Below are 25,358 nucleotides of genomic sequence, written 5' to 3'. Positions count from 1 at the left end.
TCGCTACACTGGCGCGTCCTTCGACCCCGGAGTCCGCATGCCCCGCATCGCCATCCACACCGACCAGGCGCCCGCTGCGATCGGGCCGTATTCACAGGCCGTCCGCGCAGGCGGGACGGTCTACCTGTCGGGCCAGATCCCGCTCGACCCCTCGACCGGTGAACTGGTCGAGGGCGACATCCAGGCGCAGGCCCGTCGCGCGTTCGACAACCTGAAGGCCGTATGCGAAGCGGCCGATGGCTCGCTCGGCCAGGTGGCCCGGCTCGGCCTGTACCTGACCGACCTGTCGGATTTCGCTGCGGTCAACGCGGTCATGGCCGAGTATTTCGACGCGCCCTATCCGGCCCGCTCCACCATCCAGGTCTCGGCCCTGCCCAAGGCGGCCGCATTCGAAGTCGACGCGGTGCTTGTCCTCGAATGATCCCGGGGCGGGGCAGCCGGCCCCCGCGGGGGTCGCGGCGCCGCGGCGCCGCCTGATGCGTCGCAACGTGCGACCCGCGCCGGCGCTGGCGGCCGTCGGCGACACACCCCTGACGGCGTTGCCCGGCTGTGGGCCCCGGGTTGCCGAAAAGCTGGCCGCCCGCGGCCTGCATTGCCTGCAGGACCTGTGGCTGCAGCTGCCCCGGCAATATGAAGACCGCACCCGCTTGACCCGCATCGCCGACCTGCAGCCGGGCGTGGCCGCGCAGGTGGAGGGCCGGGTGGAGGCGGTCGAACGCGGCTTCCGCTACCGGCCCGTGCTGCGGGTCGCGCTGGACGACGGCTCGCGGGCGACGCTGGTGCTGCGGTTCTTCCATTTCCGGGCCGCGCAGGTGGCGCAGTTCGTCCCCGGCGCCCGTTTGCGGTGCTATGGCACGCCCCGGCCGGGGCAGAACGGTCTGGAGATCGTGCACCCCAGCTACCGGGTCATCGGCGACGATGAAGCTGCCGACCTGGGCGATGCGCTGGACCCGGTGTATCCGGCGCTGGAAGGCATTGGCGCTGCCTCGCTGCGCCGGCTGATCGGCCTTGCGCTGGACCGGTTGCCCGATGACTCCGCGTTGGAGCTGGTGCCAGGCGACCTGCGCGACGCCGCGCGGCTGCCCGACGGCAGCATGCTGCCCTCGCTTCGCGAGGCGCTGGTGGCGGTGCACCGTCCGGGCCGCGACCAGGACGTGTCGCTGCTGCTGGCCGGCACCCACCCGGCGCAGCGAAGGCTGGCGCTGGAGGAACTGCTTGCACACCATCTCAGCCTGCGGCGGCAACGCATCGCCCAGCAGGCGCACGCCGCGCCGGTGCTGGACCGGTTCGAGCTGGCCGACCGGCTGCAACGGGCGCTTCCGTTCGACTTGACCGCCGCGCAGGGGAGGGTGTTCGACCAGGTTGCCGCAGACGTGGGGCAGCCCACGCCCATGCTGCGCCTGGTCCAGGGCGACGTGGGCAGCGGCAAGACCGTGGTCGCCGCGCTGGCGGCCCTGCTGGCGGTGGCGTCAAACCGGCAGGCGGCGTTGATGGCGCCGACCGAACTGCTGGCCGAGCAGCACCTGGCCAACCTGCGGGCTTGGCTCGAGCCGCTGGGGGTGCGGGTGGCGTGGCTGGCCGGCAAGGTCACCGGGCGCGCGCGCCGGCAGGCGCTGGAGGCCGTTGCCTCTGGCGAGGCGCAGGTGGTGGTGGGGACCCACGCGCTGATGCAGGCGGGCGTCGCCTTCCACGACCTGGCACTGGCCATCGTCGACGAGCAGCACCGGTTCGGCGTGCACCAGCGCCTGGCGCTGCGCGACAAGGGCGCCGTCGCCCCGGGAGGGCCGGGGTTGCCGGGTGATGCCATCGTCCCGCACCAGCTGGTCATGACGGCGACTCCGATCCCGCGCACGCTGGCCATGTCGGCCTATGCCGACCTGGACGTGTCGGCGATCGATGAGCTGCCGCCGGGGCGCACGCCGGTGCAGACGGTGGTGCTCAACGCAGGCCGCCGTCCCGCTCTGGTCGAGCGCATCCGCGAGGCGTGCGCGGAGGGCCGGCAGGCCTACTGGGTGTGCACCCTGATCGACGACAGCGACGAGGTCGTGGCGCAGGCGGCGCAGACCACCTTCGAGGAGCTGGGCACGCAACTGCCCGGGGTCCGGGTCGGACTGGTGCACGGACGCCTCAAGGCGGCCGAAAAGCAGGCGACGATGGCCGCCTTCAAGCGAGGGGAGATCGACCTGCTGGTCGCCACCACCGTGATCGAGGTGGGCGTGGACGTACCCAATGCCTCGCTGATGGTGATCGAGAACGCCGAGCGGCTGGGGCTGGCGCAGTTGCACCAGTTGCGCGGGCGCGTCGGCCGCGGCCGCGAGGCATCCACCTGCGTGCTGGTGTACCAGGCGCCGCTGTCGGCTACCGCACGGGCGCGGCTGGAAACCATGCGCGAGACCTGCGACGGATTCCTGATCGCCGAGAAGGACCTGGAGCTGCGCGGTCCCGGCGAGCTGCTGGGCACGCGCCAGACCGGGGTGGCCGGGTTCCGTGTTGCCGACCTGGCGCGCGATGCCGACCTGCTGCCGCAGGTGCATGCGCTGGCCGGCCGCCTGTTGGCCGACCACCCCGCCATCGCCGAACGCATCGTGCAACGCTGGGTCGGGGGCGCGGCGCGGTACGCTTCGGCCTGACGCCGCACGTCGGTGGCGGGCCCGTCCAGGAGACGCAGGCGATGAAGTGGTTGATCTGGCCGCTGCTGGCGATCGCCGCGTGGCAGGGGTATCAGCAGCTCAGTCAGCCCTCGGCTTCCCCCGGGCAGCCGGAGATCGACCAGGCGGCGCACGGGCCGGGGAGCGAGCAGCGTCGAGCACCGGTCCTCGCCCGTCGGCCGGCAGCGGCGGTGCCGACGGCACCCGGGTTCCAGTGCGATGGACGCCGGCACTGCACGCAGATGGGGTCGCTCGAGGAGGCGCGCTACTTCGTGCGCAACTGCCCGGGTACCCGGATGGACGGGGACCACGACGGCGAACCCTGCGAAAATGACAGCCGCTGGCGATGACGGACCGACATGACTGACCTGATCCCACTGCTGATCGATACCGACCCGGGCGTAGACGATGCCTTGGCATTGCTCATGGCCTTCGCCGATCCCCGCCACGAGGTGGTGGGGCTGACGATCGCCGCCGGCAACGTCGGACTGGCGCACACCGTGGGCAATGCCCTGAAGCTGTGCGAAGTGGCCGGCGTCGATGTGCCGGTATTCGCCGGCTGCGCGGCCCCGCTGCTGCATCCGGCGCGCGATGCGGCCTACGTGCACGGCCAGGACGGATTCGGCGACACCGGCTACACGCCGGCCGCGCGCGTGCCCCACGACGAACACGCCGCGCTGGCGATCCTGCGCCTGTCGCACGCGCATGCCGGCCAACTGTTGCTGGTCGCGCTCGGCCCGCTGACCAACCTGGCGCTGGCGCTGAAGCTGGACCCCACGCTGCCCCGGCGCATCGCCCGGCTCGTCGTGATGGGGGGCGCGCTGACCGCGCACGGCAACATCACCGCGGCGGCCGAGTTCAACATCGCCTTCGACCCGGAGGCCGCGCATATCGTGTTCGAGGCCTTTGGCGCCGAGGGTGGCTTCGACCTGGTCGACTGGGAGGCCACGCTTGCCCACGGCCTGCCGCATGGCGAGGTGGTTCGATGGTTGCAGGGCGGCGGCGCGCGGGCCGCGTTCTACGAGGGCATCTCGCGCCAGACCCGGGAATGGTCGGCGGACCGCCGCGGCGACCGCTGGCACAGCGCCGACGGGTTGGCGATGGCGTGCGCCCTCGCGCCCGAGGGCGTGCTGGAAGAGGAAGCCCGGCCGGTTTCGGTCGAGCTGGGCGGCACCCATACGCGAGGGGCGACGGTCGTGGACTGGCTCCGCCAGGAGGGCCGTCCGGACACGGCGCGGCTGCTGCTGCGCTACGACCAGCCGGCCTTCGAGCAGCGCGTAAAGGCGGCCCTGGCCGCCGAGTAAGGGCCCGTTGCAGGGACTTGCGCCATGCGGGGGGCGGTCGCTATACTGTCCGACTTTCCCGCATACGATTAGTGAGTGCCATGAAGGCCGGCATCCATCCCGAATACCGTGAAGTCGTGTTCCAGGACGTGACCACGGATTTCCAGATCCTGACCCGCTCGACCCTCTCCAGCAAGGAGAGCGTCAAGTTGGAAGACGGCAACGAGTACCCGCTGATCAAGGTCGACATCTCGTCGGCGTCGCACCCGTTCTACACGGGCAAGCACAAGATCATGGACACGGGCGGTCGCGTCGACAAGTTCCGCAAGCGCTACACCAAGTAAGCGCACCACGCGTCGCTGGAGCGGCCGCCCCCGGGCGGCCGTTTTGCGTTTCGGGACCGGCAGAGTTTCCGGGCCGGCAGGGATTGCAGCAGCGACCCGACGCCCGACCTCGCATCGTCGGGGCGCACACTTGAAGTCCGCCCCTCATACAGGCGCCACGGCAGCCACCGGCCGCTGGGCAGTGCGCTCGGCACGATGCGCCCCGGTATCGAACCCGGGCGGGTATGCGATAATTCGCGGTCACGGTTCGCCTGCGAACCGATTCCCTGTCCCCCTCCGTGCCGTGGCCCCACGCCGCCGGCCGCAGACATGAGGAGTGCTCCGTGTCCGATTCCAAGCCCGGCCTGGCCCTGTCATCACTGACCCAGGCCACCCTTGCCGCTGGCGACAACACTGTCGTCCTGCCCGTGCAGCAACCCACCGTGGGTGCGCCGTGCATCGACATCGCCCGGCTGCCCAAGGAAACCGGGTGCTTCACCTACGACCCCGGCTTCACCGCAACCGCCAGTTGCAAGTCCGCCATCACCTATATCGATGGCGAAGAGGGGGTTCTGCTGTATCGCGGCTACCCGATCGAACAGCTGGCCGAGCACTCCAGCTTCCTTGAAGTCGCCTACCTGCTGATGAATGGCGAACTGCCGCGGAAGGACGAGTTCCAGGCGTTCGAACACGAAGTCACGCATCACACGATGATGCACGAGGCGTTCAAGAGCTTCCTCGGCGGGTTCCGTCATGACGCGCATCCGATGGCGATGCTGGTGGGCATGCTCGGCTCGATGGCCAGCTTCTACCACAACGACCTCGACCTCGAAGATCCCGAGCAGCGTCGCCTGGCCGCGATCCGCCTGATCGCGAAGGTTCCCACCGTGGCGGCCGCCTGCTACCGGCATTCGATCGGCTGGCCGCTCCGCTACCCGCGAAACAGCCTGGACTACACCACCCGCTTCCTGCACATGATGTACGAGGTCCCCAGCGAGCCGCTGGAGCTGGATCCGGTGGCGGCCAAGGCGATGGACCTGCTGTTCATCCTGCATGCCGACCACGAACAGAACGCTTCGACTTCCACCGTCCGCCTGGTTGGCTCGACGGGTGCCAACCCCTATGTGAGCGTTGCCTCGGGCGTGGCGGCGCTGTGGGGACCCGCGCATGGCGGTGCCAACGAGGCCGTGCTGAAGATGCTCGAGGAGATCGGCCGGCCCGAGAACGTGAAGTCCGCGGTCGACAAGGCCAAAGACAAGGAGTCGGGTTTCCGCCTGATGGGCTTCGGCCATCGCGTCTACAAGAACTACGACCCGCGCGCGGCGCTGGTGCGCAAGATGACCCACGAGGTCCTCGGGCAGCTTGGCGTCAACGATCCGCTGCTGGACGTGGCGATGAAGCTCGAGGAAGCCGCGCTGAAGGACGACTACTTCGTGCAGCGCAAGCTGTACCCCAACGTCGATTTCTACAGCGGCATCATCTACAAGGCGCTCGGCATACCGGTGGAGATGTTCACCGTGATGTTCGCCATTGCCCGCACCGCCGGCTGGGTGTCGCACTGGCTGGAGCAGCAGAACGACCCGGAGAACAAGATCGGTCGCCCGCGCCAGATCTACACCGGCGCGGCGAATCGCGACTACGTGTCGATGGGCAAGCGCTGAGTCACCCCTACAAGCTCCAACGAAGAGCCCCGCTGAAGCGGGGCTTTTTCGTTGGCACGGGGTGGTCGAAAGTCACTTCCACCTGGACCTACCGTCCGCCGTCGCGCTCGTAACCGCGGATTTCCTCCTCGGCCAGCAGCTGCCGCAGGTGCGCCAACGAAGCCCTGGGCATCGCCTTCTCGTCCACGCTGGACAACGGTGCCTGCCGCAGGACATTTCGAGGGAGCACGGTGAGATCGAACCCGATGTCATCGGCGCTGAACACCCACACGGGGAAATCGTCACTGCGCTCGCGGTCGAGCCGCAGACGCCGGCTGCGCGGCTCGGTCGGGATTCCGTGCTGGTCGAGGTAGAGCGGCACCGCGTCCGGGTCGTCGGCGTGGAGGTGAAGGGCCACGGCACTTCGCGCATCGGCGGTGCCGTCCAGTACCGGTCCGACCAGCCGCGGATCGAACGGCGAGAAGAACTCCATCGCCCGCAACGCAGCGTGGCGGCGTTCGGCCAGCGCGTGGTGCCCCTCTGGCTGGAACAGCCGCTGGTACTCGCGCAACGCGTCCTCGATTTCACGGTTCCGCGGCAACGACGCGTCGTCGCGGATGCCGAGGCGCTCGGCCGCCTTGAGCTTGGCCTGGTGGTAGTCGCGCACGCCGCCTTCGGCCATCAGGCGCGCAGCCTCGTGGGCCAAGCGGTGGCGGCGTTCTCGCGTACGGGTCTGGGCGTGCAGGTGGGCGTGCTGTCGGGCGGGTCGCATGGCAACGGCCTCCTCGGCGTACGCGTCGGCGGGCACTCCCGCCACGGCCGGCTTTCCGGCACGCGCCACGCTAGCACGGGCCATGCGGGTGCGCGCGTGGCCACGCCATCCAGTGCGTCGTCAGAAGATGTCGAACGACTCCTCGGCCGGCGTCGAGTCCTCGGTGCCGTAGTCGCTGTAGCTCTGCATGCGGTCAAGGTCCTCGGCCTTCACCCACTCCTGGACGCCCCCCTTGCCTTCGGGAAGCAGGCTGCCGTTGGCCGCCACCGACACCTTCACCATGCCCGGGGGCGGCTCGTCGGAGGCCAGCGGCTGGTCCTCCAGCGCCACGCGCATGTAGTCGATCCAGATCGGCAGGGCGGCACGACCGCCGTACTCCCGATAGCCGAGCGACTGGAAATCATCCCGGCCCACCCAGACCGTCGTGACATAGGGCCCGCCCACCCCGGAGAACCATGCGTCGCGGTAGTCGTTGGTTGATCCGGTCTTGCCGCCGACATCTTCGCGTTCGAGCACCTTGGCGGCGGTGCCGGTGCCGCGCTGGACGACATCACGCAGCATCGAAACCACCTGGAAGGCGATGCGCCCATCGATCGCGCGCGGGGCCAGCGGTACGTCGGCCGCCGGCTTGGCGACCGGTCGCTCCGGTGCCGCGTCCGTATCGGACTCCGCTTCCGGCGCCTTGGGCTTCCTGGCAGGGCCCAGGTTGAAACCAGCCACTTCGCTGGTGGCTCGCGCCGCCCCGGTGGCCGCGCCCACGGCGCAACCGGGGCAGGCGGTGGCCGGCTTTTCCTTGAACACCACGGCACCATTTCGGTCACGGACTTCGTCGATGAACCACGGCGTGATCCGGAAGCCGCCATTGGCGAACACCGAATATCCCCGCGCAACCGACAGCGGCGTCAGCGACGCGGTACCCAGCGACATCGACAGGTTGGGCGGGAGGTGTTCTTCCTCGAACCCGAAGTGGCTGATGTACTTGCGCGCGAAATCCACCCCGATCGCGTCCAGCAGGCGCACCGAGACCAGGTTGCGTGACTGCACCATCGCTTCGCGCAGCCGCATCGGCCCTGCGAAGTTGCCCGAGTCGTTCTGCGGGCGCCAGACCTTGCCGTTGCGCTGGCGGAAGACGACCGGGGCGTCGAGCACGATCGAAGCGGGGCTGAAGCCGCGTTCGAACGAGGCGGCATAGATGAAGGGCTTGAAGCTGGAGCCCGGCTGGCGCCGTGCCTGCACCGCGCGGTTGAACTTGCTGCCGGCGAAGCTGAAGCCCCCCGACAGGGCGCGCATGGCACCGTCGAGCGGTTCGAGCGACACCAGTGCGGCCTGGCCGCGCGGGAGCTGCGTCAGGCGGTAGCGCTCGACCGCGGCCGCGACCGGCGCATCGGCGGCGACGCCTTCGCGCGGGTCGACCTCGGCTTCCGTCTCTTCATCCAGTTCGGCGAGCACGCGGACCAGGTCACCCCGTTCGACCAGCCGGCCGGGGCTGCGTCCGGCAAAACCGGCCTTCGCGTCCAGCGTGACCCGGCGGCCGTCGCGCAGCGCCACGGTCGCCTCCGCGCCGTCGGTCGACAGCACGATTGCCGGCTCCATGTCCGACTGCGTCGGAATGTTGCGCAAGCGGCGACCGACGGTCACCGGATCCTCCCCTTCCGCCAACTCGAACTGCTGCTCGACGCCATGCCAGCCATGGCGCGCGTCGTAGGCCATCAACCCGTCGCGCACGGCGCGGTTGGCCGCGGCCTGCAGCTCCGGGTCCAGGGTCGTGGTGACGTGGTAGCCCTCGGTCAGGGCTTCGGCGCCGTAGCGGGCGACCATCTCCTGCCGGACCATCTCGGCCACGTACGGCGCGTACACCTCGGTGGGGCGTTCGTAGGCGATGGCGTGCATGGCCACGGCCTGCGCGCGTGTCGCTTCGGCTTTGCTCACGAAGCCGAGCTCGGCCATGCGCTGGAGGATGTAGTCGCGGCGTTCGCGCGCGCGCTCGGGGTTGGTCAGCGGGTTGCCGCTGGATGGGAACTTGGGAATGCCCGCCAGCGAGGCCATCTCGTCCAGGCTGAGCTGGTCCAGCGGCTTGCCGTAGTAGAACTCGGCCGCCGCCGCGATCCCGTAGGCACGGTTACCGAAGAAGCTCTTGTTGAGGTAAAGCTCGAAGATTTCGTCCTTGCTCAGCTCGCGCTCCATGCGCATGGCCAGCAGCATCTCGCGCAGCTTCCGCGTGTAGCTGTACTCCGAGTCCAGGAAGAACTGCCGCGCGACCTGCTGGGTGATGGTGGAACCGCCCGGCACGCGCGCATCGTCGGTGGTGGCCAGCAGCCAGATCGCGCGCAGCACGCCCTTGTAGTCCACGCCGTGGTGGTCGTAGAAGCGCGAATCCTCGATCGCGATGAACGCCTGCTTCTGCCGTTCGGGTACGTCGCCGATGTTCACCGGGTACCGGCGCATTTCGCCGAACAGCGCCATCAGCTGGCCGTCGCGCGAATAGACGTACATCGGCTCCTGCATCTGGACGTTGCGGAGGCTTTCCACGTCCGGGAGCTTCGGCACCATGAGCAGGTACATCGAGCTGAGCGCGAGCGAGGCGAAGAAGGCTACGCCGGCAAGCGCGATGAGCGCCCAGCGAAGCAGGCGGCGGAAAACGGGCATCGAAGCAGGTTCCGATTGCGGGTGTCGTGGCCGTGGAGTATAGAGGAGCCGCGTCATCGACCCGGTGCTCACCGCGGGGGGGCGGCATCGGGCCTTCACGGCCGTCCAGGGGGTTGGGGAGCGGTGGGGAAAAGCGCCTTGCTGGGCAATTCCGCAAGGAAATGGTTGCCAGCCTGTAAAAAGTCCGTTATTTAAGACGCGGTCACACGAAGTGCGCGTAAGCGACTGTGGCAAGGGGAGAAAACAGTGGGCGTCATCACAAAAAGCCAGCCGGCGCTCGTCGGCGTGGACATCAGTTCGACAGCAGTCAAGATCCTGCAGCTCTCGCGTGCCGGAAACCGGTACCGCGTTGAGCACTATGCGGTCGAGCCGTTGCCGCCCAATGCGGTGGTCGAGAAGAACATCGTCGAGCCCGAAGCCGTGGGCGAGGCCATCAAGCGCGCCGTGTCGCGATCCGGCACCCGGGCGCGGCATGCCGCAGCGGCCGTTGCCGGCTCGGCGGTGATCACCAAGGTGATCGCGATGCCGTCGGACCTGGACGACGACGACATGGAGTCGCAGATCGAGCTGGAAGCGGTCAACTACGTGCCGTACCCGATCGAGGAAGTGAACCTGGACTTCGAGGTGCTCGGGCCCATGCCCGGAAATCCCGAATCCGTCCAGGTCCTGCTGGCCGCCTCACGCGCCGAGAACGTGGAGGTCCGCGCCTCGGCGCTGGAGCTCGGCGGTCTGACCCCGAAAGTGATGGACGTGGAGGTGTTCGCGATCGAGAACGCCTTCGCACTGCTGGCCGACCAGCTCAGCATCCCCAAGGACGGCATTGTCGCGCTGATCGACTCGGGCGCCACGATGACCACACTCAACGTGCTGCGTAACGGTCGCAACCTGTACAGCAGGGAGCAGGTCTTTGGCGGCAAGCAGCTGACCGACGAGGTCATGCGCCGCTACGGCCTGAGCTACGAGGAAGCCGGGCTGGCCAAGCGCCAGGGCGGTTTGCCCGAGAGCTACGAGGCCGAGGTGTTGGAGCCGTTCAAGGAGGCGATGGTTCAGCAGGTCAGCCGGCTGCTCCAGTTCTTCTACGCCGGCAGCGAGCACAACCGCGTCGACCAGGTGGTGTTGGCCGGCGGTTGCGCCGCCATACCCGGCATCGCGCAGATGGTCGAGGAGCAACTGGGGGTGCCGACCATGGTCGCCAACCCCCTCGCCCATATGACACTGGGACCGCGCGTGCAGGCCCACGCATTGGCGCAGGACGCACCGGCCCTGCTGATCGCCTGCGGGCTGGCGCTGAGGAGCTTTGACTGATGGCACGGATCAACCTGCTCCCGTGGCGCGCGGAGCGACGTAAACAGCGCCAGCAGGATTTCGTCAAGATGGTGGGCGTGAGCGTCGTCGCGGCGATCGCGCTGACGTTCCTGATCATCAGCTACCACAACGGCCAGATAGATGGCCAGAAGGACCGCAACGCCTACCTCGGCCAGCAGATCACCGAGGTCGATGCGGCCATTGCCGAGATCGAGAAGCTCGACGAGCAGAAGGCGCGGCTGCTGGCACGCAAGGAAGTGATCGAGGAGCTGCAGGCAAACCGCTCCCAGATGGTGCACCTGTTCGACTCGCTGGTGCGCACGATTCCAGACGGCGTGGTGCTGACCTCGATCAAGCAGGACAGCCAGACCCTCACCCTGGACGGGCGCGCGCAGTCCAACGCCCGCGTCAGTACCTACCTTCGCAACCTCGAGGGGTCGGGGTGGATGAGCAGCCCCGACCTGTCGATCATCGAGGCGGCGGGCGACGACAAGGCCCTGCCTTACCAGTTCACCCTGCAGGTGAAACTCGCCAACCCCAACGAGCCGGTCGACAGCGACGGCGACGGGATCCCCGACGACCCGCAACCGGTTGAGGCGATCGATCCGCTGGCCGAGCCGGCCGTGGCGCCCGATGCCACCGCACCGGCGGCGCAGCCCGAAGCAGGGCCGCAGGCCACGCCCGATGCCACCGAGACGGGAGCCGCGTCATGAGCCAGAAGAAGCTGAACCTGCGCGAGCTCGATTTCCACAATATCGGGGGGTGGCCGCGCCAGGCCCAGATCGGTTTCTGCGCGGTCATCGCCCTGCTCATCATCGGGCTGGCCTGGTGGTTGTTCGTCCGCGACAAGCGGGCCGAACTCGAGCGTCTTGAACGCACCGAGACCGAGCTGCGCCAGGAGTTCGAGACCAAGCAGGGCCGCGCCTCCAACCTGGAGCCGCTGAAGCAGCAGTTGGCGCAGATGGAGCAGCAGTTGCAGCAGATGCTGCGCCAGCTGCCCAGCAAGACCGAGATGCCGGACCTGATCGTGGACATTTCCCAGACGGCGCTGGCCACGGGGATCGCCAACGAGTTGTTCCAGCCCGGTCCGGAGGAGCCCAAGGAGTTCTACGCCGAGAAGCCGATCGCGTTGCGGATGGTGGGCACCTACCACCAGTTCGGCGCCTTCGTCAGTGGCGTGGCTTCGCTGCCCCGGGTGGTCATCATGACCATGCACGATATTTCGCTGCAGCCGCGCGACAAGGAAAACGGCGTCATCGGTGCCAACGCGCCGCTGGAACTGGCCGGGACCGTGAAGACCTACCGCTACCTCGACGAAGAGGAAATCGCGGAAGACGAAGGCGAGCAAGCCGCCGGGGAGGAGGGCTGACATGCGCGACGTCAATGCTCTGAAGCGACGCACGGCACCTCGACTCATCCTCGCAGTGGGCGCACTCGTGCTCGTGGCAGGTTGTACCCGAGGTATCACCAGTACGCCTGGTGGTGCGCCGAACCTGGAGAACTGGGTTGCCGAAGTGAAGGCCCGCCCGGCTCCGCCGCTTGAGCCGCTGCCCGTCATGCAGCAGTTCGAGACTTTCGAGTACGCCGCGCAATCGCTGCGCGACCCGTTCAGCCGCGCTTTCACCGATGAAAGTGGCGGGGGTGGCCCACGTCCGGACTCCGCACGTCGAAAGCAGACCCTCGAGCAGTTCCCGCTCGACAGCCTGGACATGGTGGGTACGTTGGGGCGGGGCGCCGGGCTGGTGGCGCTGGTAATGGCCCCGGACCGCGTGACCTACCGGGTGCGGCCGGGCGCGTACATGGGGCAGAGCGATGGCCGCGTGACCGGTATTTTCGAAGACCGCATCGAACTGATGGAACTGGTGCCGGATGGCGCGGGTGGTTGGCTGGAACGTCCGGCCACGGTCGCGTTGGAAGATCAATGATTCTGGGGGATAGCACGATGACCGTATTCAACGCCAACCGCTCGCGGAGCGCCCGCCGCCCACTGCTCAGCACGACCATGATCGGTCTGGCTGCAGGGACGCTCGCCGCCTTCACGGCGGTCCACGCTGCGCCTTCGGCAGGCATCGCGCCGTCGCTGGTGGCCCAGGTCGCTCCGACGCCCAGCCCCGATCCGGCCAAGCAGCTTCCAGGTGCAATCGAGGTCGCCAAGATCGACTTCAAGCGCGGCCAGGATGGCGCCGGAAAGCTGATCCTGACCTTCACCGGGGAGGGCGCGATGCCCGACCTGCGCACGCAGGGCACCCAGGTGATGGTGGACGTCGGCAACGCAACGCTGCCTGCCACCCTGCAGCGTCCGCTGAACGTCACCGATTTCGCCACGCCGGTGCAGCGCATCGACGCGCGGGCTTCGGGACGCGGCACCTTGCTGGTCCTCGACACGCGAGGGCAGTTCGATTCGATGGCCTACCAGACCGGCCGCGACTACATCGTCGAGATCACGCCTGCGGCGCCCGCCGCAGGGCGCGCGGTGGGCGCACCCGACCAGGGCGCCGTCATCTCGGCCTCCGGCGGAGAGTCGCGGGCCTTCAGCGGCCGCCCGGTCACGTTCAACTTCCAGGACGTGCCGGTCCGGACCGTGCTGCAGCTCATCGCAGAGGAATCCAACCTCAACATCGTCGCGTCCGACACCGTGCAGGGCAACGTGACCCTGCGGCTGGTGAACGTGCCGTGGGACCAGGCGCTGGACATCGTCCTGCAGTCCAAGGGACTGGACAAGCGTCGCAGCGGCAACGTGGTGTGGGTGGCCCCGCAGTCGGAGATCGCCAAGTTCGAGCAGGACAAGGAAGACGCCCGCATCGCGCTTGAGAACCGGGTCGACCTGGTGACCGAGTACATCCAGATCAACTACCACAATGCCGAGCAGATCTTCACCGCACTGACCGAGGCCAAGGGCATCGGCGGGGGCGGTGGCGGTGGTGCAGGCGGCGCGGGCGGCGGCAGCAACAACGACAACGGCTTCCTTTCGCCCCGCGGGCGGCTGGTAGCCGATGCGCGCACCAACACGCTGATGGTGAGCGACATCCCCAAGAAGGTCGCGCAGATGAAGGAACTCATCCGCGTCATCGACCGCCCGGTGGACCAGGTCATCATCGAAGCCCGGGTGGTGGTTGCCACCGAGAGCTTCTCGCGAGAGCTCGGCGCGCGGTTCGGCGTCTCGGGTTACACCAACGGCGGCGACGTCTGGTTCAACGACTCCATCGAGAACAACGCCGCAAGCCAGGGCTCGTTCGACGAGGCCGTGGCCGAGGGTGAGCCGCTGTATGAACTGTCGCGGGGCCTGATGAGCAACCTCGGGGTCGCCAATCCGGCCGGCTCGATCGCACTGGCGATCCTCAATGCCGGTTATGCGCTCGACGTCGAGCTTTCGGCGATGCAGCAGGAGGGTCGGGGTGAGGTCATTTCCAACCCGCGCATCGTCACCAGCAACCAGCGCGAGGCGGTCATTACCCAGGGCCAGGAAGTCGGTTACGTCACCATCCGGCCGGCAACCGCTGGCAGCGTCCCCACCCCGACGGTCGAGTTCAAGGACGTGCTGCTGGAGATGCGGGTCACGCCCACCATCACCAACGACGGCCGCGTATTCCTGAACATGAACGTCAAGAAGGACGAGATCGAAGGCTTCATCAGCACCGGCATCGGCGATGTTCCGCAGATCAGCAAGCGCGCGGTGAACACGGCGGTGCTGGTCGAGGATGGCCAGACGGTGGTCATCGGCGGCGTGTACGAATTCCGTAGCCGCGACGATGTCTCCAAGGTGCCGTTCCTGGGTGACATCCCGTTCCTTGGCAACCTGTTCAAGAACAAGTCGCGCGGCAAGGAGAAGGCCGAACTGCTGATCATGGTCACGCCCAGGGTGCTCAAGGTCGCCCAACGCTGACCTGCACCGGGTCGTCTAGAGCGGGGGTCCTACGGGGCCCCCGCTTGCGTTAGGAGATGGCTGCACGTCCCCGTGGTGGCGCCCGGCGTTCATCTACGTCGCGGCGGGGGCGGCGAACATGGGTCAAACTCCAGCGGGTCCGGCGCGTGTCGGGCCGCCATCCCACGTGGAGATCCATGGACAGTCCCAATCCAGACAACACACCACGGTCCCCGGGCGTATCGCGCCTGCATGCCGAGTTCCTCGCCCTGCGCGATGGACTGGCGAGTGAAATCATCGGGCAGGCCGCGCTGGTCGATCGGTTACTCATTGCGCTGCTTGCTGACGGACACCTGCTGGTGGAAGGCGCGCCAGGCCTGGCAAAGACCTCGGCAATCCGCGCGCTGGCCTCGCGGCTCGAGGCGGAGTTCGCCAGGATCCAGTTCACCCCCGACCTTCTGCCCTCCGACCTCACCGGTACCGAAGTCTGGCGCCCGCAGGACGGCCGCTTCGAGTTCCAGCCCGGTCCGGTCTTCCATCCCGTGCTGCTCGCCGACGAGATCAACCGCGCGCCGGCCAAGGTGCAATCGGCCCTGCTGGAGGCGATGGGCGAGCGCCAGGTGACGGTCGGCCGCTCGACGTACCCGCTGCCCGCACTGTTCCTGGTGATGGCGACCCAGAACCCGATCGAGCAGGAGGGGACGTTTCCGCTCCCGGAGGCGCAGTTGGATCGCTTCCTGATGCACGTCCGGATCGGGTACCCGGAGGCGGATGCCGAGGCCGCGATCCTTAAACTGGCCCGCGATCGGGCGCGCGATGCAATGGGTGGCACTACCGATGCGCCGCCCAGGCTTTCGCTGGAAGACGTGTTTGCGGCCCGCGCGGAAGTCCTCGACCTGCATCTGGCACCTGCGGTGGAGCGATACCTGATCGAGTTGACCCTCGCTTCGCGCGATGCCTCGCGCTACGACCCGGACCTGGGACGCCGCATCGCCTGGGGCGCGAGCCCGCGCGGATCGATTGCGTTGGAAAGGTGCGCGCGCGCGCATGCCTGGCTCGCGGGGCGAGACTTCGTGACACCCGATGACGTCCGCGCAATCGCCCCGGACGTGCTGCGCCACCGCCTGTTGCCCAGTTACGAAGCAACCGCGGAAGGCTGGGACGGCGACCGGCTCGTTGAAGAGCTGCTGCGGCGGGTGCCACTGCCCTGATGCGGATGGACGGCATGCATTTCCATTGCCCCGCGCGATGCGACTGCTCTGGTAAGGGCCTGCACGCACGGCGGGTGTCCGCCGAGCGAGGCCATCGCACGGCCGCGGAGCGCTAGGACATGGCGCCAACCGCTCCCGCAATGCCGACCCCTGGCATCCAGCCCTCGCTGGCCGAACTGATCGGCCTTCGCGCCGCCGTGCAGGGCCGCAGGCCGGCGCGACAGGGCCGACACGGGGCCAGCGGCCACGCGCTCTCGCCCATGCGCGGCCGCGGCATGGAATACGCCGAGTCCCGTGGGTACGTGGCAGGCGACGACGCACGCCACATCGACTGGCGCCTGACCGCACGTACCGGGCGCGCGCACACGAAGCTCTACCAGGCCGAGCGGGAGCGACTGACGCTGCTGGTGGCCGACACCGCCCCGACCCTGTATTTCGGCACCCGGGTGCGCTTCAAGTCGGTCCAGGCGGCACGCGCCGGCGCGATCGCGGCATGGGCGGCAGTGCGCGACGGTGACCGGGTTGCCGCCCTGCGCGCCAGCCGCCATTCGCCGCCGGTGACCCCGGGCGCCGGGCCACGCGGCGCTTTGCGCGTGCTGGATGCGCTGGTGCGCTGGTACGCGGAGGCGCCCACCGATGATGACGGCCTGGACACCGCGCTCGAGCACGCCACGCGCCTGTTGCGTCCCGGCTCGCGGCTGGTGGTACTGGCCGACGCGCAGAGCGTGCCGTCGGTGCCGCCCAGTCGCTGGACCGGCCTGGCGCAGCACCACGAAGTCATCGTGCTGTTGATGACTGATCCGCTTGAAATGACGCCACCCGAAGCACTGCTGCCGTTCCGCGGCGGCCAGGTTCGCATCGAGCTGGACCTGGCCCGGCCGTCCCAGCGCGGCCGGTGGCAGGCGCAGTTCGCTGGCCCGGTCACCGATGCGCTGGCATCACTCCCGTCGCGCGGGGTACGTGTCCAGGCGCTTTCAACCGAAGCGCCGAGCGAGTCCTGGCTCCCGCTGCTGGGCCGACCGCGGCCCCTGGTGGCGTGATGGACGGGATCGCCATGATCGCCACGCTGGTGCTGCGCGACGTGCACCAGCCGCCCGCGCCGTCATGGTGGCCGCCCGCACCGGGATGGTGGGTGGTGTTCGGGGCCATCGCCGTGCTCGGCGCGCTGCTGGCGGCGTGGCGGCTGCATCGCCGCCGCCGCAGGCAACGGATCGCGCGCTGGTTTGACACCGCCGTGGACCAGGCGGGCTCGGCATCGCAACAGGTTGCGGTGATGTCGGACCTGCTGCGGCGTGCCGCGCGGCGACACGATCCCGCTGCGGACCGGCTGGATGCCGCAGCTTGGCTGGCACTGCTTGACGGCGATGACGCGCACCGCCCGTTCACCACCGGCCCGGGCCAGGTCCTGGCGTTGGGCGGTTACCGTCCGGACACATCGCCGGCGGAAGTCGACGCACTCCGGCCGCTGGCCCTCGCCCGCTTCATGCAATGGATGGACGCCGGGTGAGCGCATGGCTGTCGTCGTGGGTTCCCGCCGTGGCCGACACCGGGCTTGCATGGCCATGGATGTTGCTCGCGCTGCCACTGCCCTGGTTGGTGCGCCTGCTGCTGCCACCGGTGCGGGGCAGTACGCCGGCGCTCAAGGTGCCGTATGCGCCCGAACGACTGCAGGCGGTCGCGCGTGGCGCTGGTGGCCGCAGGGCGACGGGCGGCCTTGGCCTGCTTGCATGGCTGGCCTGGCTGCTGCTTTGCCTGGCCGCTGCACGGCCGCAACAGCTCGGCGAACCGATCCAGCCCCCCCAGGCCGGTCGCGACCTGATGCTGGCGCTGGACCTGTCGGGCAGCATGAGCCAGCCGGACATGGCCCTTGGCAACCGTCCCGTGGACCGCCTCACCGCGGCCAAGGCGGTGCTGGCCGACTTCCTCGAGCGCCGTGAGGGGGACCGCGTGGGCCTGATCGTGTTCGGTCGCCGGGCGTACGTGCTGACCCCGCTGACGCTGGACCGGGACACCGTCCGCGCCCAGCTCGACGACAGCGTGGTCGGGCTGGCCGGACAGGAAACCGCGATCGGCGATGCGATCGGCCTGGCGGTCAAGCGCCTTCGGTCGCAGCCGCCGGGCCAGCGCGTGCTGATCGTGCTCACCGACGGGGTGAATACCGCCGGGGTACTGACACCGGAGAAGGCCGCGCAACTGGCACGCGACAACGGCGTGCGCGTCCACACCGTCGCCTTCGGCGGCGACGGGTCGATGTCGGTGTTCGGGTTCCAGCTGCCGATGCCGGGAGGCGGCGACGAGATCGACGAGGAGACCCTTCGCGCGATTGCCCAGGCCACCGGCGGCCGCTTCTTCCGCGCGCGCGATACCGGCGAGCTGGCGGGCATCTACGGCGAGATCGACCGCCTGGAACCGGTGGAACGGCCCGGGGAAGCGGTGCGGCCGAAGATTGAACGCTATGCGTGGCCGCTGGCGGCCGCCTTGCTGCTGGCGGTACTGGCGTTGCTGGTGCAGGGGCGTGCGTCGCGGCAGGAGCGCACCGCATGATGCAGCCGCTCATGGACGCGATCGCCGGGCTCCACCTGCTGCGTCCGGAATGGCTGTGGGCGCTGCTCGCGCTGCCCGCCGGCGCGTGGCTGTGGAACCGGCGGCGCCACCAGGCCAACGTCTGGCGGAACGCGGTCGACCCGCACCTGCTCGCGCACCTGGTCGAGGGCGGGGTCACGCCGGCCCGGCAGTCGCCGCTATGGTTGGGGGCGATCCTCTACCTGATCGCGGTCGTGGCGCTGGCCGGCCCCAGCTGGCGACAGGTCGAGCAGCCGCTGTGGCAGAGCCGCATGCCGCTGGTGGTCGCGCTCGACCTTTCGCGCGCCACGTTGGCGACCGACCTGCCGCCCACGCGCCTGGCACAGGCGCGGGCCAAGCTGGAGGCGTTGCTGCGCGATCGCGCCGGCGGGCAGGTGGGACTGGTGGCGTTCGCCGAAGACGCATTCACCGTGAGTCCGCTGACGGCAGACCCGGCCAATGTCGCCATCTTCCTGGACGCGCTGCATCCGGATGTCATGCCGGTCGACGGCCAGCGGCCCGACCGCGCGATCGTGCTGGCCACCCGCCTGCTGCGCCAGGCGGGCTTCGACCGCGGGCAGATTCTGCTGATGACCGACGGCGCCGACGCACGGACGCTCGCGGCGGCGTCGCGGGCTGCGTCCGAGGGCTACACGGTGTCGGTCCTCGGCCTGGGCCGCGCGGCGGGCGGCAGCTACGGCCGGGCCGGTGGGGGCGTCGCCACCGCGCGGCTGGACCCGGGGTCGCTGGAACGGATGGCGGCGCAGGGCCAGGGCCGGTACGTCGCGGTCGCCGCCGATGACGGCGACCTGCGGGCGCTGGACGTGCTGGATCCGGCGCAGACCACCGGCGACACCCAGGCCGGCCTCCAGGGGCGGACCTGGGTCGATGACGGCTACTGGCTGCTGCCGCCACTGATGCTGCTGTCGTTGTGGCTGCTACGACGCCGGGCCGGCGCAGCGGTGGTGGTGCTGGCACTTGGGCTGGCGTCATCGCCGGTGCGCGCGCAGGCGGACGACGGCAGTTGGTGGCAGCGCCCCGACCAGGCCCGTCACGAAGTGTTGCAACAGGGCACGCAGGCCTACCGCGAGGGCGATTTCGACCGCGCCGCCGCGCTGTACCGGCAGGTCGACAGTGCAGATGGGCACTACAACCGTGGCAACGCACTGGCCAAGGCCGGCAACTACGAAGCAGCCATTGCCGCCTACGACCGCGCGCTGGCCTTGCAACCGGGCATGCCCGACGCACTGGCCAACCGGCAGGCAGTGGAGGCGGCGATGCGTCGCAAGCCCCCGTCGGGCGGCGACGACGGGCGCAGCGACGGCGAGGGCGACCCGGGCAGCGGGGGCTCGCCGCAACCCGGAGAGGCGAACCCCGACGCCCCTCCACAGGGTGGGCAGCAGGAGGCCGAGGCCGAACCCTCCGATGCCCCCGACGAGCAGCGCGACGACCCGGGCGAATCGGAAACCGGCGCGCAGGCCGCCGATGAAGCCGCCGCTGAAGCCCAGCGCCAGGCCGATGCCGCCCAGCGTGAGCGCATGCAGCGCGCATTGGAGCAGGCCGGTGAAGGCGAGCAGCCGGCGCAAGGGCAGGCCCCGGTCAACGAGACAGCCGCCGAGCGCGAACAGCGCCTGGCCAATGAGGCATGGCTTCGGCGCGTGCCCGACGACCCCGGTGGGCTGTTGCGCGAGAAGTTCCGACTCGAACACGAGCGCCGCCGCATGCGTGGACTGCGCGAGGATGACGACCGATGACTGCCCTGCTGCGTCCGCTCTTGGCCTGGCTGCTTGCCGCAAGCGCGTTGCTTGCCATGCCCGTGCATGCCGAGACCCGCGCCTGGCTGGACCGGGATCGCATCGGGCTGGGCGAGACGGTGACGCTCAACATCGAGACCACCGCCAGTGGATCGCCCGATTACATGCCGTTGCGCGCGGAGTTCCAGGCCAGCGGGCACGCCAGCCGGCGCGAATTCGAGCGCGTCAACGGCCGCAGCGTGACCCGCACGCTGTATGCGGTCGCGCTGCGCCCGCTGCGCGAGGGCGTGATCACCGTGCCCTCGCTCACCGTCGGCGGCGAGCGCACCCAGCCGCTGCCGCTGACGGTGACCCAGTCGACGGCGCGCGTCCCGGCGCGTGCGGGCGACGATGTCTTCATCGAGAGCGAAGCCGACGACCAGGACCCGTACGTGCAACAGGCGGTTGGCTGGACCGTGCGGTTGTACTCGGCGGTGCCGCTGATATCCGGCCAGATCGACCAGCCGCCACCGGAGGGCGCATCGCTGCAGCGGGTGGGCCAGGACGCCCAGTACACGCGCTCGATCGACGGGCGTCGCTACACGATCGTCGAGCGCCGTTTCCAGTTGATCCCCGAGCGCAGCGGCACCCTGTCGATCCCCGGCGCGCGGTTCGAAGGTCGCGGCACCGGGGGCTTCTTCGACGACTTTTTCGGCGCGCGCGGTGCTTCGCTGCAGGCCGAGGCCGCGCCGCGGTTCCTACAGGTACGCCAGGCGCCGGCCAACGCGCCGCAGCCCTGGCTGCCGCTGCACGGCTTGGTCCTGCGGTACCGGACCGCGCCGCAATCACTGAAGGTCGGGGAGGCGGCGACGCTGGTGGTGGAAGCCACCGCCGATGGCGCCACCGCCGCGCAGATGCCGGAACTGCTGTTGCCGCCGATCGATGGCGTGCAGGTGTTCCCGGAACCGGTGCAGGCCGACGAGTCGTTCGACCAGGGTCGCCCACGGGTGACGCTGACACGGCGCTTCTCGCTGGTGCCGGCACGGCCGGGGTCGGTCCGGCTGGACGGGATGGGGCTGGACTGGTGGGATGTCCGGGCCGGGGCGGCGCGAGAGGCGACCTTGCCGGCGCTGACGCTGGAGGTGGCGCCCGGTGCTGCCGTGGCCGCCGGCAGCACGGCAGGTCCCGGTCCGGGAGATACCGCGGGTGCCGAGGGCGGGTCGACGGACGAGGCGAGCTCCGGGACGGGTGGCTCAGGCCCCTCCTGGGCGCTGGTCGCGTTGCTGTTCGCCGTCCTCTGGCTGGCGACGCTGATGTGGGCCTTGCAGCGCCAGGCGCCGTCGTCGGCGCAGGCCGGGAACGACGCGGTCGCGCGGGTTCCCCCGGCGGTTGCGCCCGGTGGCGGTCGCCAGGCGCGGGTGGCGTTGCGACGTGCGCTGGATACGGGCGGGTTCGACGAGGTGATCCAGAGCCTGTGCGCGCTGGCCGACCCCCCGGCCGGCGACGTCGATGCCTTGCTGGCGCGCCTGGACGACCCCACCCAGCGCGCCGCGGTGGACGCCATGCAGCGCGCCCGCTGGGCCGGGGGAGACGGCGCGCAGGCCCGCGTAATGGCCCGCGATGCATTCGCTTCCGGCCCCCGCTGGAAGGCCACCAAGGTGTCCCCGGCCGAGCCCCTGCCGCCCCTGTATCCGCGCGGCTGAAGCCCACGCACCCTGCCGACGTCCCCGTGCGCCTGCCCGGGCCGCAAGGGTGTAGCGAGCGGTTTGTTAAGCTCGCGCGATCCTCGCATGGATCCGCCCATGACCCCGAATCCCAATGGCGCCGTGAATGGCCGCCGCGCACTGCCGCTGCACACCCGGATGCTGGTCGGCTTCGTGGTCGGCGCCGGGGCCGGCATCCTGGCCAACCTCTACGCCGCCGACGCTGCGTGGCTGGCGAGCTTCGTCACCTACGTGACCGATCCGATCGGCCAGTTGTTCCTGCGGCTGCTGTTCATGCTCGTGATCCCGCTGGTGTTTTCCGCGCTGGTGCTGGGCGTGGTGGAGATCGGCGACCCCAAGTCGCTGGGCCGCATCGGTGGCAAGACCCTGCTATGGATCCTGACGGTCACCAGCATCGCGGTGCTGATCGGGCTGGTGCTGGTGAACGTGCTCGAGCCGGGCCGCGGCCTGCCGCCGGAAGTGGGCCAGGCGCTGCTCTCGGAGGCAAGCGAGCGTTCTGCGGAGATCGCCGGACGCGGCGGCTCCATCTCCGGGGTGGAGCTGCTGCTCAACATCGTGCCGAAGAATCCGGTGGCAGCGGCGGCGGCGGGCGACCTGATCGCGGTGATGTTCTTCGCGCTGATGTTCGGCATCGCCGCCACCGTGATCCGCAGCCATCCCACCCGCAGCTTCGTCAGCACCGTGCAGGGCGTCTACGACATCTGCCTGAAGCTGATCGGCTGGATCATCGAGCTGGCACCGTTCGCGGTGGCCGCGCTGCTGTTCTCGATCACCGCCGTGCTGGGGGTCGACGTGCTCATGCAGCTGGCGCGCTTCGTGGGGACGGTGCTGCTGGCGCTGGGCATCCATTTCTTCATCGTGTTCCCGATCCTGCTGCGGCTGCTGGGCGGCATGGGCCCGCTGGCGTTCTTCCGCGGCGCGCAGCCGGCGTTGCTGACGGCGTTCTCCACCTCGTCCTCCAGCGCCACCCTGCCCACCACCCTCAAGGTGACCGAGGACAACCTGGGCGTGCCGCGCCGGGTCGCGCGCTTCGTGTGCACGCTGGGGGCCACCGCCAACATGAATGGCACGGCCCTGTTCGAGGGCATCACGGTGCTGTTCCTCGCCCAGTTCTTCGGCGTCGAACTGGGCATGGGGCAGCAGGTGCTGATCCTGGTGCTGTGCATCTTCGGCTCCATCGGTGCGGCCGGCGTGCCGGGCGGATCGTTGCCGGTGATCGCGATGATCCTGGTGATGTTCGGCATCCCGCCCGAAGGCATCGGCCTGATCCTGGGCGTGGACCGCCTGCTCGACATGTGCCGCACGGTGGTGAACGTGGGCGGCGACATGGTCGGTTCGGTGGTGATCGGGCGCAGCGAGCCGGTGATCGCCGACGATGCCGACGTCTCGACCGATGAGATCGAACCGGTGGTGCGTCCGCACACCGCCTGACGCGGGCCGCCCCGCGCGCTGGCCGCTTCCGACGGTTCGGCCAGATGCCGCGACACCGGCCGGAGGGGATGGGACAATGGCGGCCGCTGCGCCCGGACCTGCCGTCCCCGCCGTCCGCGGGACGGGTTCCGCTGCCGCCTCGATCCGAGGCGGCGCGGCCCGTCCAGGCCATGCATCCCGCCGCCGAGATCACCACCGCCCATGCCCACGTCCGTTTCCAGCAAGCCCAGCCGCCGCGACCTCGCCAACGCGATCCGCTTCCTCGCCGCCGATGCCGTCCAGGCCGCCAATTCCGGCCACCCGGGCATGCCGATGGGCATGGCCGACATCGCCGAGGTGCTCTGGAACGACTACCTGCGGCACAACCCGGCCAATCCCTCGTGGGCCAACCGGGACAGGTTCATCCTGTCCAACGGCCACGGCTCGATGCTGCAGTACGCCCTGCTGCACCTGGCCGGCTACGACCTGTCGGTCGATGACCTGAAGGCGTTCCGCCAGCTCGATTCCAAGACGCCCGGCCACCCCGAGAACTTCATGACCCCGGGCGTGGAGACCACCACCGGCCCGCTGGGCCAGGGCCTGGCCAACGCGGTGGGCATGGCCCTGGCCGAGAAGCTGCTGGCACAGCGCTTCAACCGGCCGGGGTTCGACATCGTCGACCACCGCACCTGGGTGTTCATGGGCGACGGCTGCCTGATGGAAGGCATCAGCCATGAAGCCGCGTCCCTGGCCGGGACCTGGGGCCTGGGCAAACTGGTGGCGTTCTGGGACGACAACAACATCTCCATCGACGGCAATACCGACGGCTGGTTCACCGACGACACCCCCGCCCGCTTCGAGGCCTATGGCTGGCGCGTGATCCGCAACGTCGACGGCCATGACGCGCAGGAGATCAAGACCGCGATCGACACGGCGATCGCCGGCGACGGGCGCCCGACCCTGATCTGCTGCCGCACCACCATCGGCTATGGCTCCCCGGCCAAGGCCGGCAAGGAATCCAGCCACGGCGCGCCGCTGGGCAAGGACGAGCTGGTCGCCACGCGCGATGCGCTGGCCTGGAGCCACGGCGAGTTCGAAGTACCCCAGCCGGTATACGACGGCTGGAACGCACTCGAGGCCGGCCGCGAGCGCGAGTCGAAGTGGAACGACCTGCAGTCGCGCTACGCCGCCAAGCATCCCGAGCTGGCCGGCGAACTGGCGCGGCGCATGCGCGGTGACCTGCCGGACGCCTTTACCGCTGCCGCCGCCGCGTACGTCGAGCAGCTCCAGGCCGACGGCCCGTCCGTGGCCTCGCGCAAGGCGTCGCAGATGGCGATCCAGGCCTTCGCGCCGCTGCTGCCGGAGCTGGTCGGTGGCTCGGCCGACCTGGCCCACTCCAACCTGACGCTTTGGAGCGCCAGCAAGTCGGTGGCCACCACCGACGCGGATGCCAACTACATCTATTACGGCGTGCGCGAGTTCGCGATGACCGCGATCAGCAACGGCCTGAACCTGCACGGCGGCTTCATCCCGTTCGACGCCACGTTCCTGGTGTTCTCCGACTACGCCCGCAACGCGGTGCGCATGAGTGCGCTGATGGGCGCGCAGGCCATCCACGTCTACACCCACGATTCCATCGGCCTGGGCGAGGACGGCCCGACCCACCAGCCGATCGAGCACCTCGCCTCGCTGCGCTACATCCCGCACAACGACGTGTGGCGCCCGTGCGATGCGGTGGAGTCGGCGGTCGCGTGGAAGGCCGCGATCGAACGGCGTGACGGACCGTCGTGCCTGGTGTTCTCGCGCCAGACCCTGCCGCACCAGGCGCGCGATGCCGCGCAGCTGGCGGCGATCGCGCGCGGTGGCTACGTGCTCAAGGATTCGGTCGGCACCCCGGACGTGATCCTGCTGGCGACCGGTTCGGAGGTCGGCCTGGCGATGGACGCGGCCGCGAAGCTGGGCGACGGCGTACGCGTGGTGTCGCTGCCCTCGACCGACGTGTTCGATCGCCAGGATGCGTCCTATCGCGAGTCGGTGCTGCCCAACGCGGTACGGCGCCGGGTTGCGATCGAAGCGGGGGTGTCGGACTTCTGGCGCAAGTACGTGGGCCTGGATGGCGCGGTGATCGGCATCGACCGGTTTGGTGCCAGCGCCCCGGCCGACGTCCTGTTCCCGCACTTCGGCTTCACCGTCGACAAGGTGGTCGAGGCAGCGCGCGCGCTGGCCTGACGGACCCGAC

General features: G+C 69.5%; 20 protein-coding genes and 1 pseudogene. 19 read left to right on the top strand and 2 right to left on the bottom strand.

Annotated features, from left to right (window positions below):
• The first annotated feature begins 37 nt into the window (after positions 1-37).
• The 6 genes from ACJQWL_RS05670 (at position 38) to ACJQWL_RS05645 (ending at position 5,915) form a co-directional block, all read left to right on the top strand.
• On the top strand, positions 38-421 hold the full coding sequence (locus tag ACJQWL_RS05670) for a RidA family protein (RefSeq protein WP_330969163.1): 384 nt from the start codon (positions 38-40) through the stop codon (positions 419-421).
• A gap of 55 nt (positions 422-476) precedes the next feature.
• The gene (gene recG / locus ACJQWL_RS05665) at positions 477-2,630 is read left to right on the top strand and encodes an ATP-dependent DNA helicase RecG (RefSeq protein WP_330969164.1); all 2,154 of its coding nucleotides are present in this window, start codon (positions 477-479) and stop codon (positions 2,628-2,630) included.
• 41 nt (positions 2,631-2,671) lie between these two features.
• Positions 2,672-2,998, top strand: coding sequence for an excalibur calcium-binding domain-containing protein (locus ACJQWL_RS05660; RefSeq protein ID WP_330969165.1), 327 nt, complete (start codon positions 2,672-2,674; stop codon positions 2,996-2,998).
• Between the two features lie 9 nt (positions 2,999-3,007).
• Positions 3,008-3,952, top strand: coding sequence for a nucleoside hydrolase (locus ACJQWL_RS05655; protein WP_330969166.1), 945 nt, complete (start codon positions 3,008-3,010; stop codon positions 3,950-3,952).
• Positions 3,953-4,032: 80 nt separating this feature from the next.
• On the top strand, positions 4,033-4,275 hold the full coding sequence (locus ACJQWL_RS05650) for a type B 50S ribosomal protein L31 (protein ID WP_330969167.1): 243 nt from the start codon (positions 4,033-4,035) through the stop codon (positions 4,273-4,275).
• Between the two features lie 350 nt (positions 4,276-4,625).
• Complete coding sequence (locus ACJQWL_RS05645; protein WP_330969179.1) at positions 4,626-5,915, top strand: citrate synthase; 1,290 nt, start codon at positions 4,626-4,628, stop codon at positions 5,913-5,915.
• 88 nt (positions 5,916-6,003) lie between these two features.
• Here ACJQWL_RS05645 and ACJQWL_RS05640 read toward each other — a convergent pair whose 3' ends face one another.
• Entirely contained in the window at positions 6,004-6,666 is a 663-nt protein-coding gene (locus ACJQWL_RS05640; protein ID WP_330969168.1) for a hypothetical protein, read from the bottom strand.
• Between the two features lie 120 nt (positions 6,667-6,786).
• Positions 6,787-9,312: a penicillin-binding protein 1A gene (locus ACJQWL_RS05635; RefSeq protein WP_330969169.1), complete on the bottom strand. Its 2,526-nt coding sequence runs from the start codon at positions 9,310-9,312 to the stop codon at positions 6,787-6,789.
• A 246-nt stretch (positions 9,313-9,558) separates the two neighbouring features.
• Here ACJQWL_RS05635 and ACJQWL_RS05630 point away from each other — a divergent pair, with 246 nt between their 5' ends.
• The 13 genes and pseudogenes from ACJQWL_RS05630 (at position 9,559) to tkt (ending at position 25,348) form a co-directional block, all read left to right on the top strand.
• Positions 9,559-10,617, top strand: a complete 1,059-nt coding sequence (locus ACJQWL_RS05630) for a pilus assembly protein PilM (protein WP_330969170.1) — start codon at positions 9,559-9,561, stop codon at positions 10,615-10,617.
• A pseudogene (locus tag ACJQWL_RS05625) lies at positions 10,617-11,388 on the top strand (PilN domain-containing protein); the annotation flags it as partial. The gene ACJQWL_RS05630 and the pseudogene ACJQWL_RS05625, both read left to right, overlap by 1 nt.
• On the top strand, positions 11,342-11,986 hold the full coding sequence (locus ACJQWL_RS05620) for a type IV pilus inner membrane component PilO (RefSeq protein ID WP_411300772.1): 645 nt from the start codon (positions 11,342-11,344) through the stop codon (positions 11,984-11,986). The pseudogene ACJQWL_RS05625 and the gene ACJQWL_RS05620, both read left to right, overlap by 47 nt.
• Before the next feature lies 1 nt (position 11,987).
• Positions 11,988-12,542, top strand: a complete 555-nt coding sequence (locus ACJQWL_RS05615; RefSeq protein WP_330969173.1) for a pilus assembly protein PilP — start codon at positions 11,988-11,990, stop codon at positions 12,540-12,542.
• 17 nt (positions 12,543-12,559) lie between these two features.
• Complete coding sequence (locus ACJQWL_RS05610; protein WP_330969174.1) at positions 12,560-14,500, top strand: type IV pilus secretin PilQ; 1,941 nt, start codon at positions 12,560-12,562, stop codon at positions 14,498-14,500.
• Between the two features lie 176 nt (positions 14,501-14,676).
• Positions 14,677-15,690, top strand: coding sequence for an AAA family ATPase (locus ACJQWL_RS05605; protein ID WP_330969175.1), 1,014 nt, complete (start codon positions 14,677-14,679; stop codon positions 15,688-15,690).
• 119 nt (positions 15,691-15,809) lie between these two features.
• A complete protein-coding gene (locus ACJQWL_RS05600) occupies positions 15,810-16,730 on the top strand; it encodes a DUF58 domain-containing protein (RefSeq protein ID WP_411300764.1) in 921 nt (306 codons plus the stop codon).
• Complete coding sequence (locus ACJQWL_RS05595; protein WP_330969177.1) at positions 16,730-17,197, top strand: DUF4381 family protein; 468 nt, start codon at positions 16,730-16,732, stop codon at positions 17,195-17,197. The genes ACJQWL_RS05600 and ACJQWL_RS05595 overlap by 1 nt, the downstream gene beginning before the upstream one ends.
• Positions 17,198-17,256: 59 nt before the next feature.
• On the top strand, positions 17,257-18,234 hold the full coding sequence (locus ACJQWL_RS05590) for a vWA domain-containing protein (protein ID WP_330969180.1): 978 nt from the start codon (positions 17,257-17,259) through the stop codon (positions 18,232-18,234).
• Positions 18,231-20,006 carry a VWA domain-containing protein gene (locus ACJQWL_RS05585; RefSeq protein ID WP_411300763.1) on the top strand — a complete coding sequence of 592 codons (1,776 nt, stop codon included), beginning with the start codon at positions 18,231-18,233 and terminating at the stop codon, positions 20,004-20,006. Before ACJQWL_RS05590 ends, ACJQWL_RS05585 begins: the two co-directional genes overlap by 4 nt.
• Entirely contained in the window at positions 20,003-21,688 is a 1,686-nt protein-coding gene (locus tag ACJQWL_RS05580) for a BatD family protein (protein WP_330969535.1), read from the top strand. The genes ACJQWL_RS05585 and ACJQWL_RS05580 overlap by 4 nt, the downstream gene beginning before the upstream one ends.
• A gap of 99 nt (positions 21,689-21,787) precedes the next feature.
• Positions 21,788-23,140: a dicarboxylate/amino acid:cation symporter gene (locus tag ACJQWL_RS05575; RefSeq protein WP_330969534.1), complete on the top strand. Its 1,353-nt coding sequence runs from the start codon at positions 21,788-21,790 to the stop codon at positions 23,138-23,140.
• A gap of 201 nt (positions 23,141-23,341) precedes the next feature.
• Positions 23,342-25,348: a transketolase gene (tkt, locus tag ACJQWL_RS05570; protein ID WP_330969533.1), complete on the top strand. Its 2,007-nt coding sequence runs from the start codon at positions 23,342-23,344 to the stop codon at positions 25,346-25,348.
• Positions 25,349-25,358: the final 10 nt, after the last annotated feature.

Origin of the sequence: Novilysobacter viscosus, assembly GCF_046600715.1 — a bacterium.
In the GTDB taxonomy this organism is placed as follows: Bacteria; Pseudomonadota; Gammaproteobacteria; order Xanthomonadales; family Xanthomonadaceae; genus Lysobacter_C; species Lysobacter_C viscosus.
The sequence above is the reverse complement of the archived record's forward strand: the minus strand, read 5'-3'. Positions and strand labels throughout refer to the sequence as shown.

What these genes read in the sequence shown, in the direction of transcription:
- ACJQWL_RS05670 (WP_330969163.1), top strand. Translation starts at nt 38, where the DNA reads ATGCCCCGCATCGCCATCCACACCGACCAGGCGCCCGCTGCGATCGGG.
- recG (WP_330969164.1), top strand. Translation starts at nt 477, where the DNA reads ATGCGTCGCAACGTGCGACCCGCGCCGGCGCTGGCGGCCGTCGGCGAC.
- ACJQWL_RS05660 (WP_330969165.1), top strand. Translation starts at nt 2,672, where the DNA reads ATGAAGTGGTTGATCTGGCCGCTGCTGGCGATCGCCGCGTGGCAGGGG.
- ACJQWL_RS05655 (WP_330969166.1), top strand. Translation starts at nt 3,008, where the DNA reads ATGACTGACCTGATCCCACTGCTGATCGATACCGACCCGGGCGTAGAC.
- ACJQWL_RS05650 (WP_330969167.1), top strand. Translation starts at nt 4,033, where the DNA reads ATGAAGGCCGGCATCCATCCCGAATACCGTGAAGTCGTGTTCCAGGAC.
- ACJQWL_RS05640 (WP_330969168.1), bottom strand. Translation starts at nt 6,666, where the DNA reads ATGCGACCCGCCCGACAGCACGCCCACCTGCACGCCCAGACCCGTACG.
- ACJQWL_RS05635 (WP_330969169.1), bottom strand. Translation starts at nt 9,312, where the DNA reads ATGCCCGTTTTCCGCCGCCTGCTTCGCTGGGCGCTCATCGCGCTTGCC.
- ACJQWL_RS05615 (WP_330969173.1), top strand. Translation starts at nt 11,988, where the DNA reads ATGCGCGACGTCAATGCTCTGAAGCGACGCACGGCACCTCGACTCATC.
- ACJQWL_RS05610 (WP_330969174.1), top strand. Translation starts at nt 12,560, where the DNA reads ATGACCGTATTCAACGCCAACCGCTCGCGGAGCGCCCGCCGCCCACTG.
- ACJQWL_RS05605 (WP_330969175.1), top strand. Translation starts at nt 14,677, where the DNA reads ATGGACAGTCCCAATCCAGACAACACACCACGGTCCCCGGGCGTATCG.
- ACJQWL_RS05600 (WP_411300764.1), top strand. Translation starts at nt 15,810, where the DNA reads ATGGCGCCAACCGCTCCCGCAATGCCGACCCCTGGCATCCAGCCCTCG.
- ACJQWL_RS05595 (WP_330969177.1), top strand. Translation starts at nt 16,730, where the DNA reads ATGGACGGGATCGCCATGATCGCCACGCTGGTGCTGCGCGACGTGCAC.
- ACJQWL_RS05590 (WP_330969180.1), top strand. Translation starts at nt 17,257, where the DNA reads ATGTTGCTCGCGCTGCCACTGCCCTGGTTGGTGCGCCTGCTGCTGCCA.
- ACJQWL_RS05585 (WP_411300763.1), top strand. Translation starts at nt 18,231, where the DNA reads ATGATGCAGCCGCTCATGGACGCGATCGCCGGGCTCCACCTGCTGCGT.
- ACJQWL_RS05580 (WP_330969535.1), top strand. Translation starts at nt 20,003, where the DNA reads ATGACTGCCCTGCTGCGTCCGCTCTTGGCCTGGCTGCTTGCCGCAAGC.
- ACJQWL_RS05575 (WP_330969534.1), top strand. Translation starts at nt 21,788, where the DNA reads ATGACCCCGAATCCCAATGGCGCCGTGAATGGCCGCCGCGCACTGCCG.
- tkt (WP_330969533.1), top strand. Translation starts at nt 23,342, where the DNA reads ATGCCCACGTCCGTTTCCAGCAAGCCCAGCCGCCGCGACCTCGCCAAC.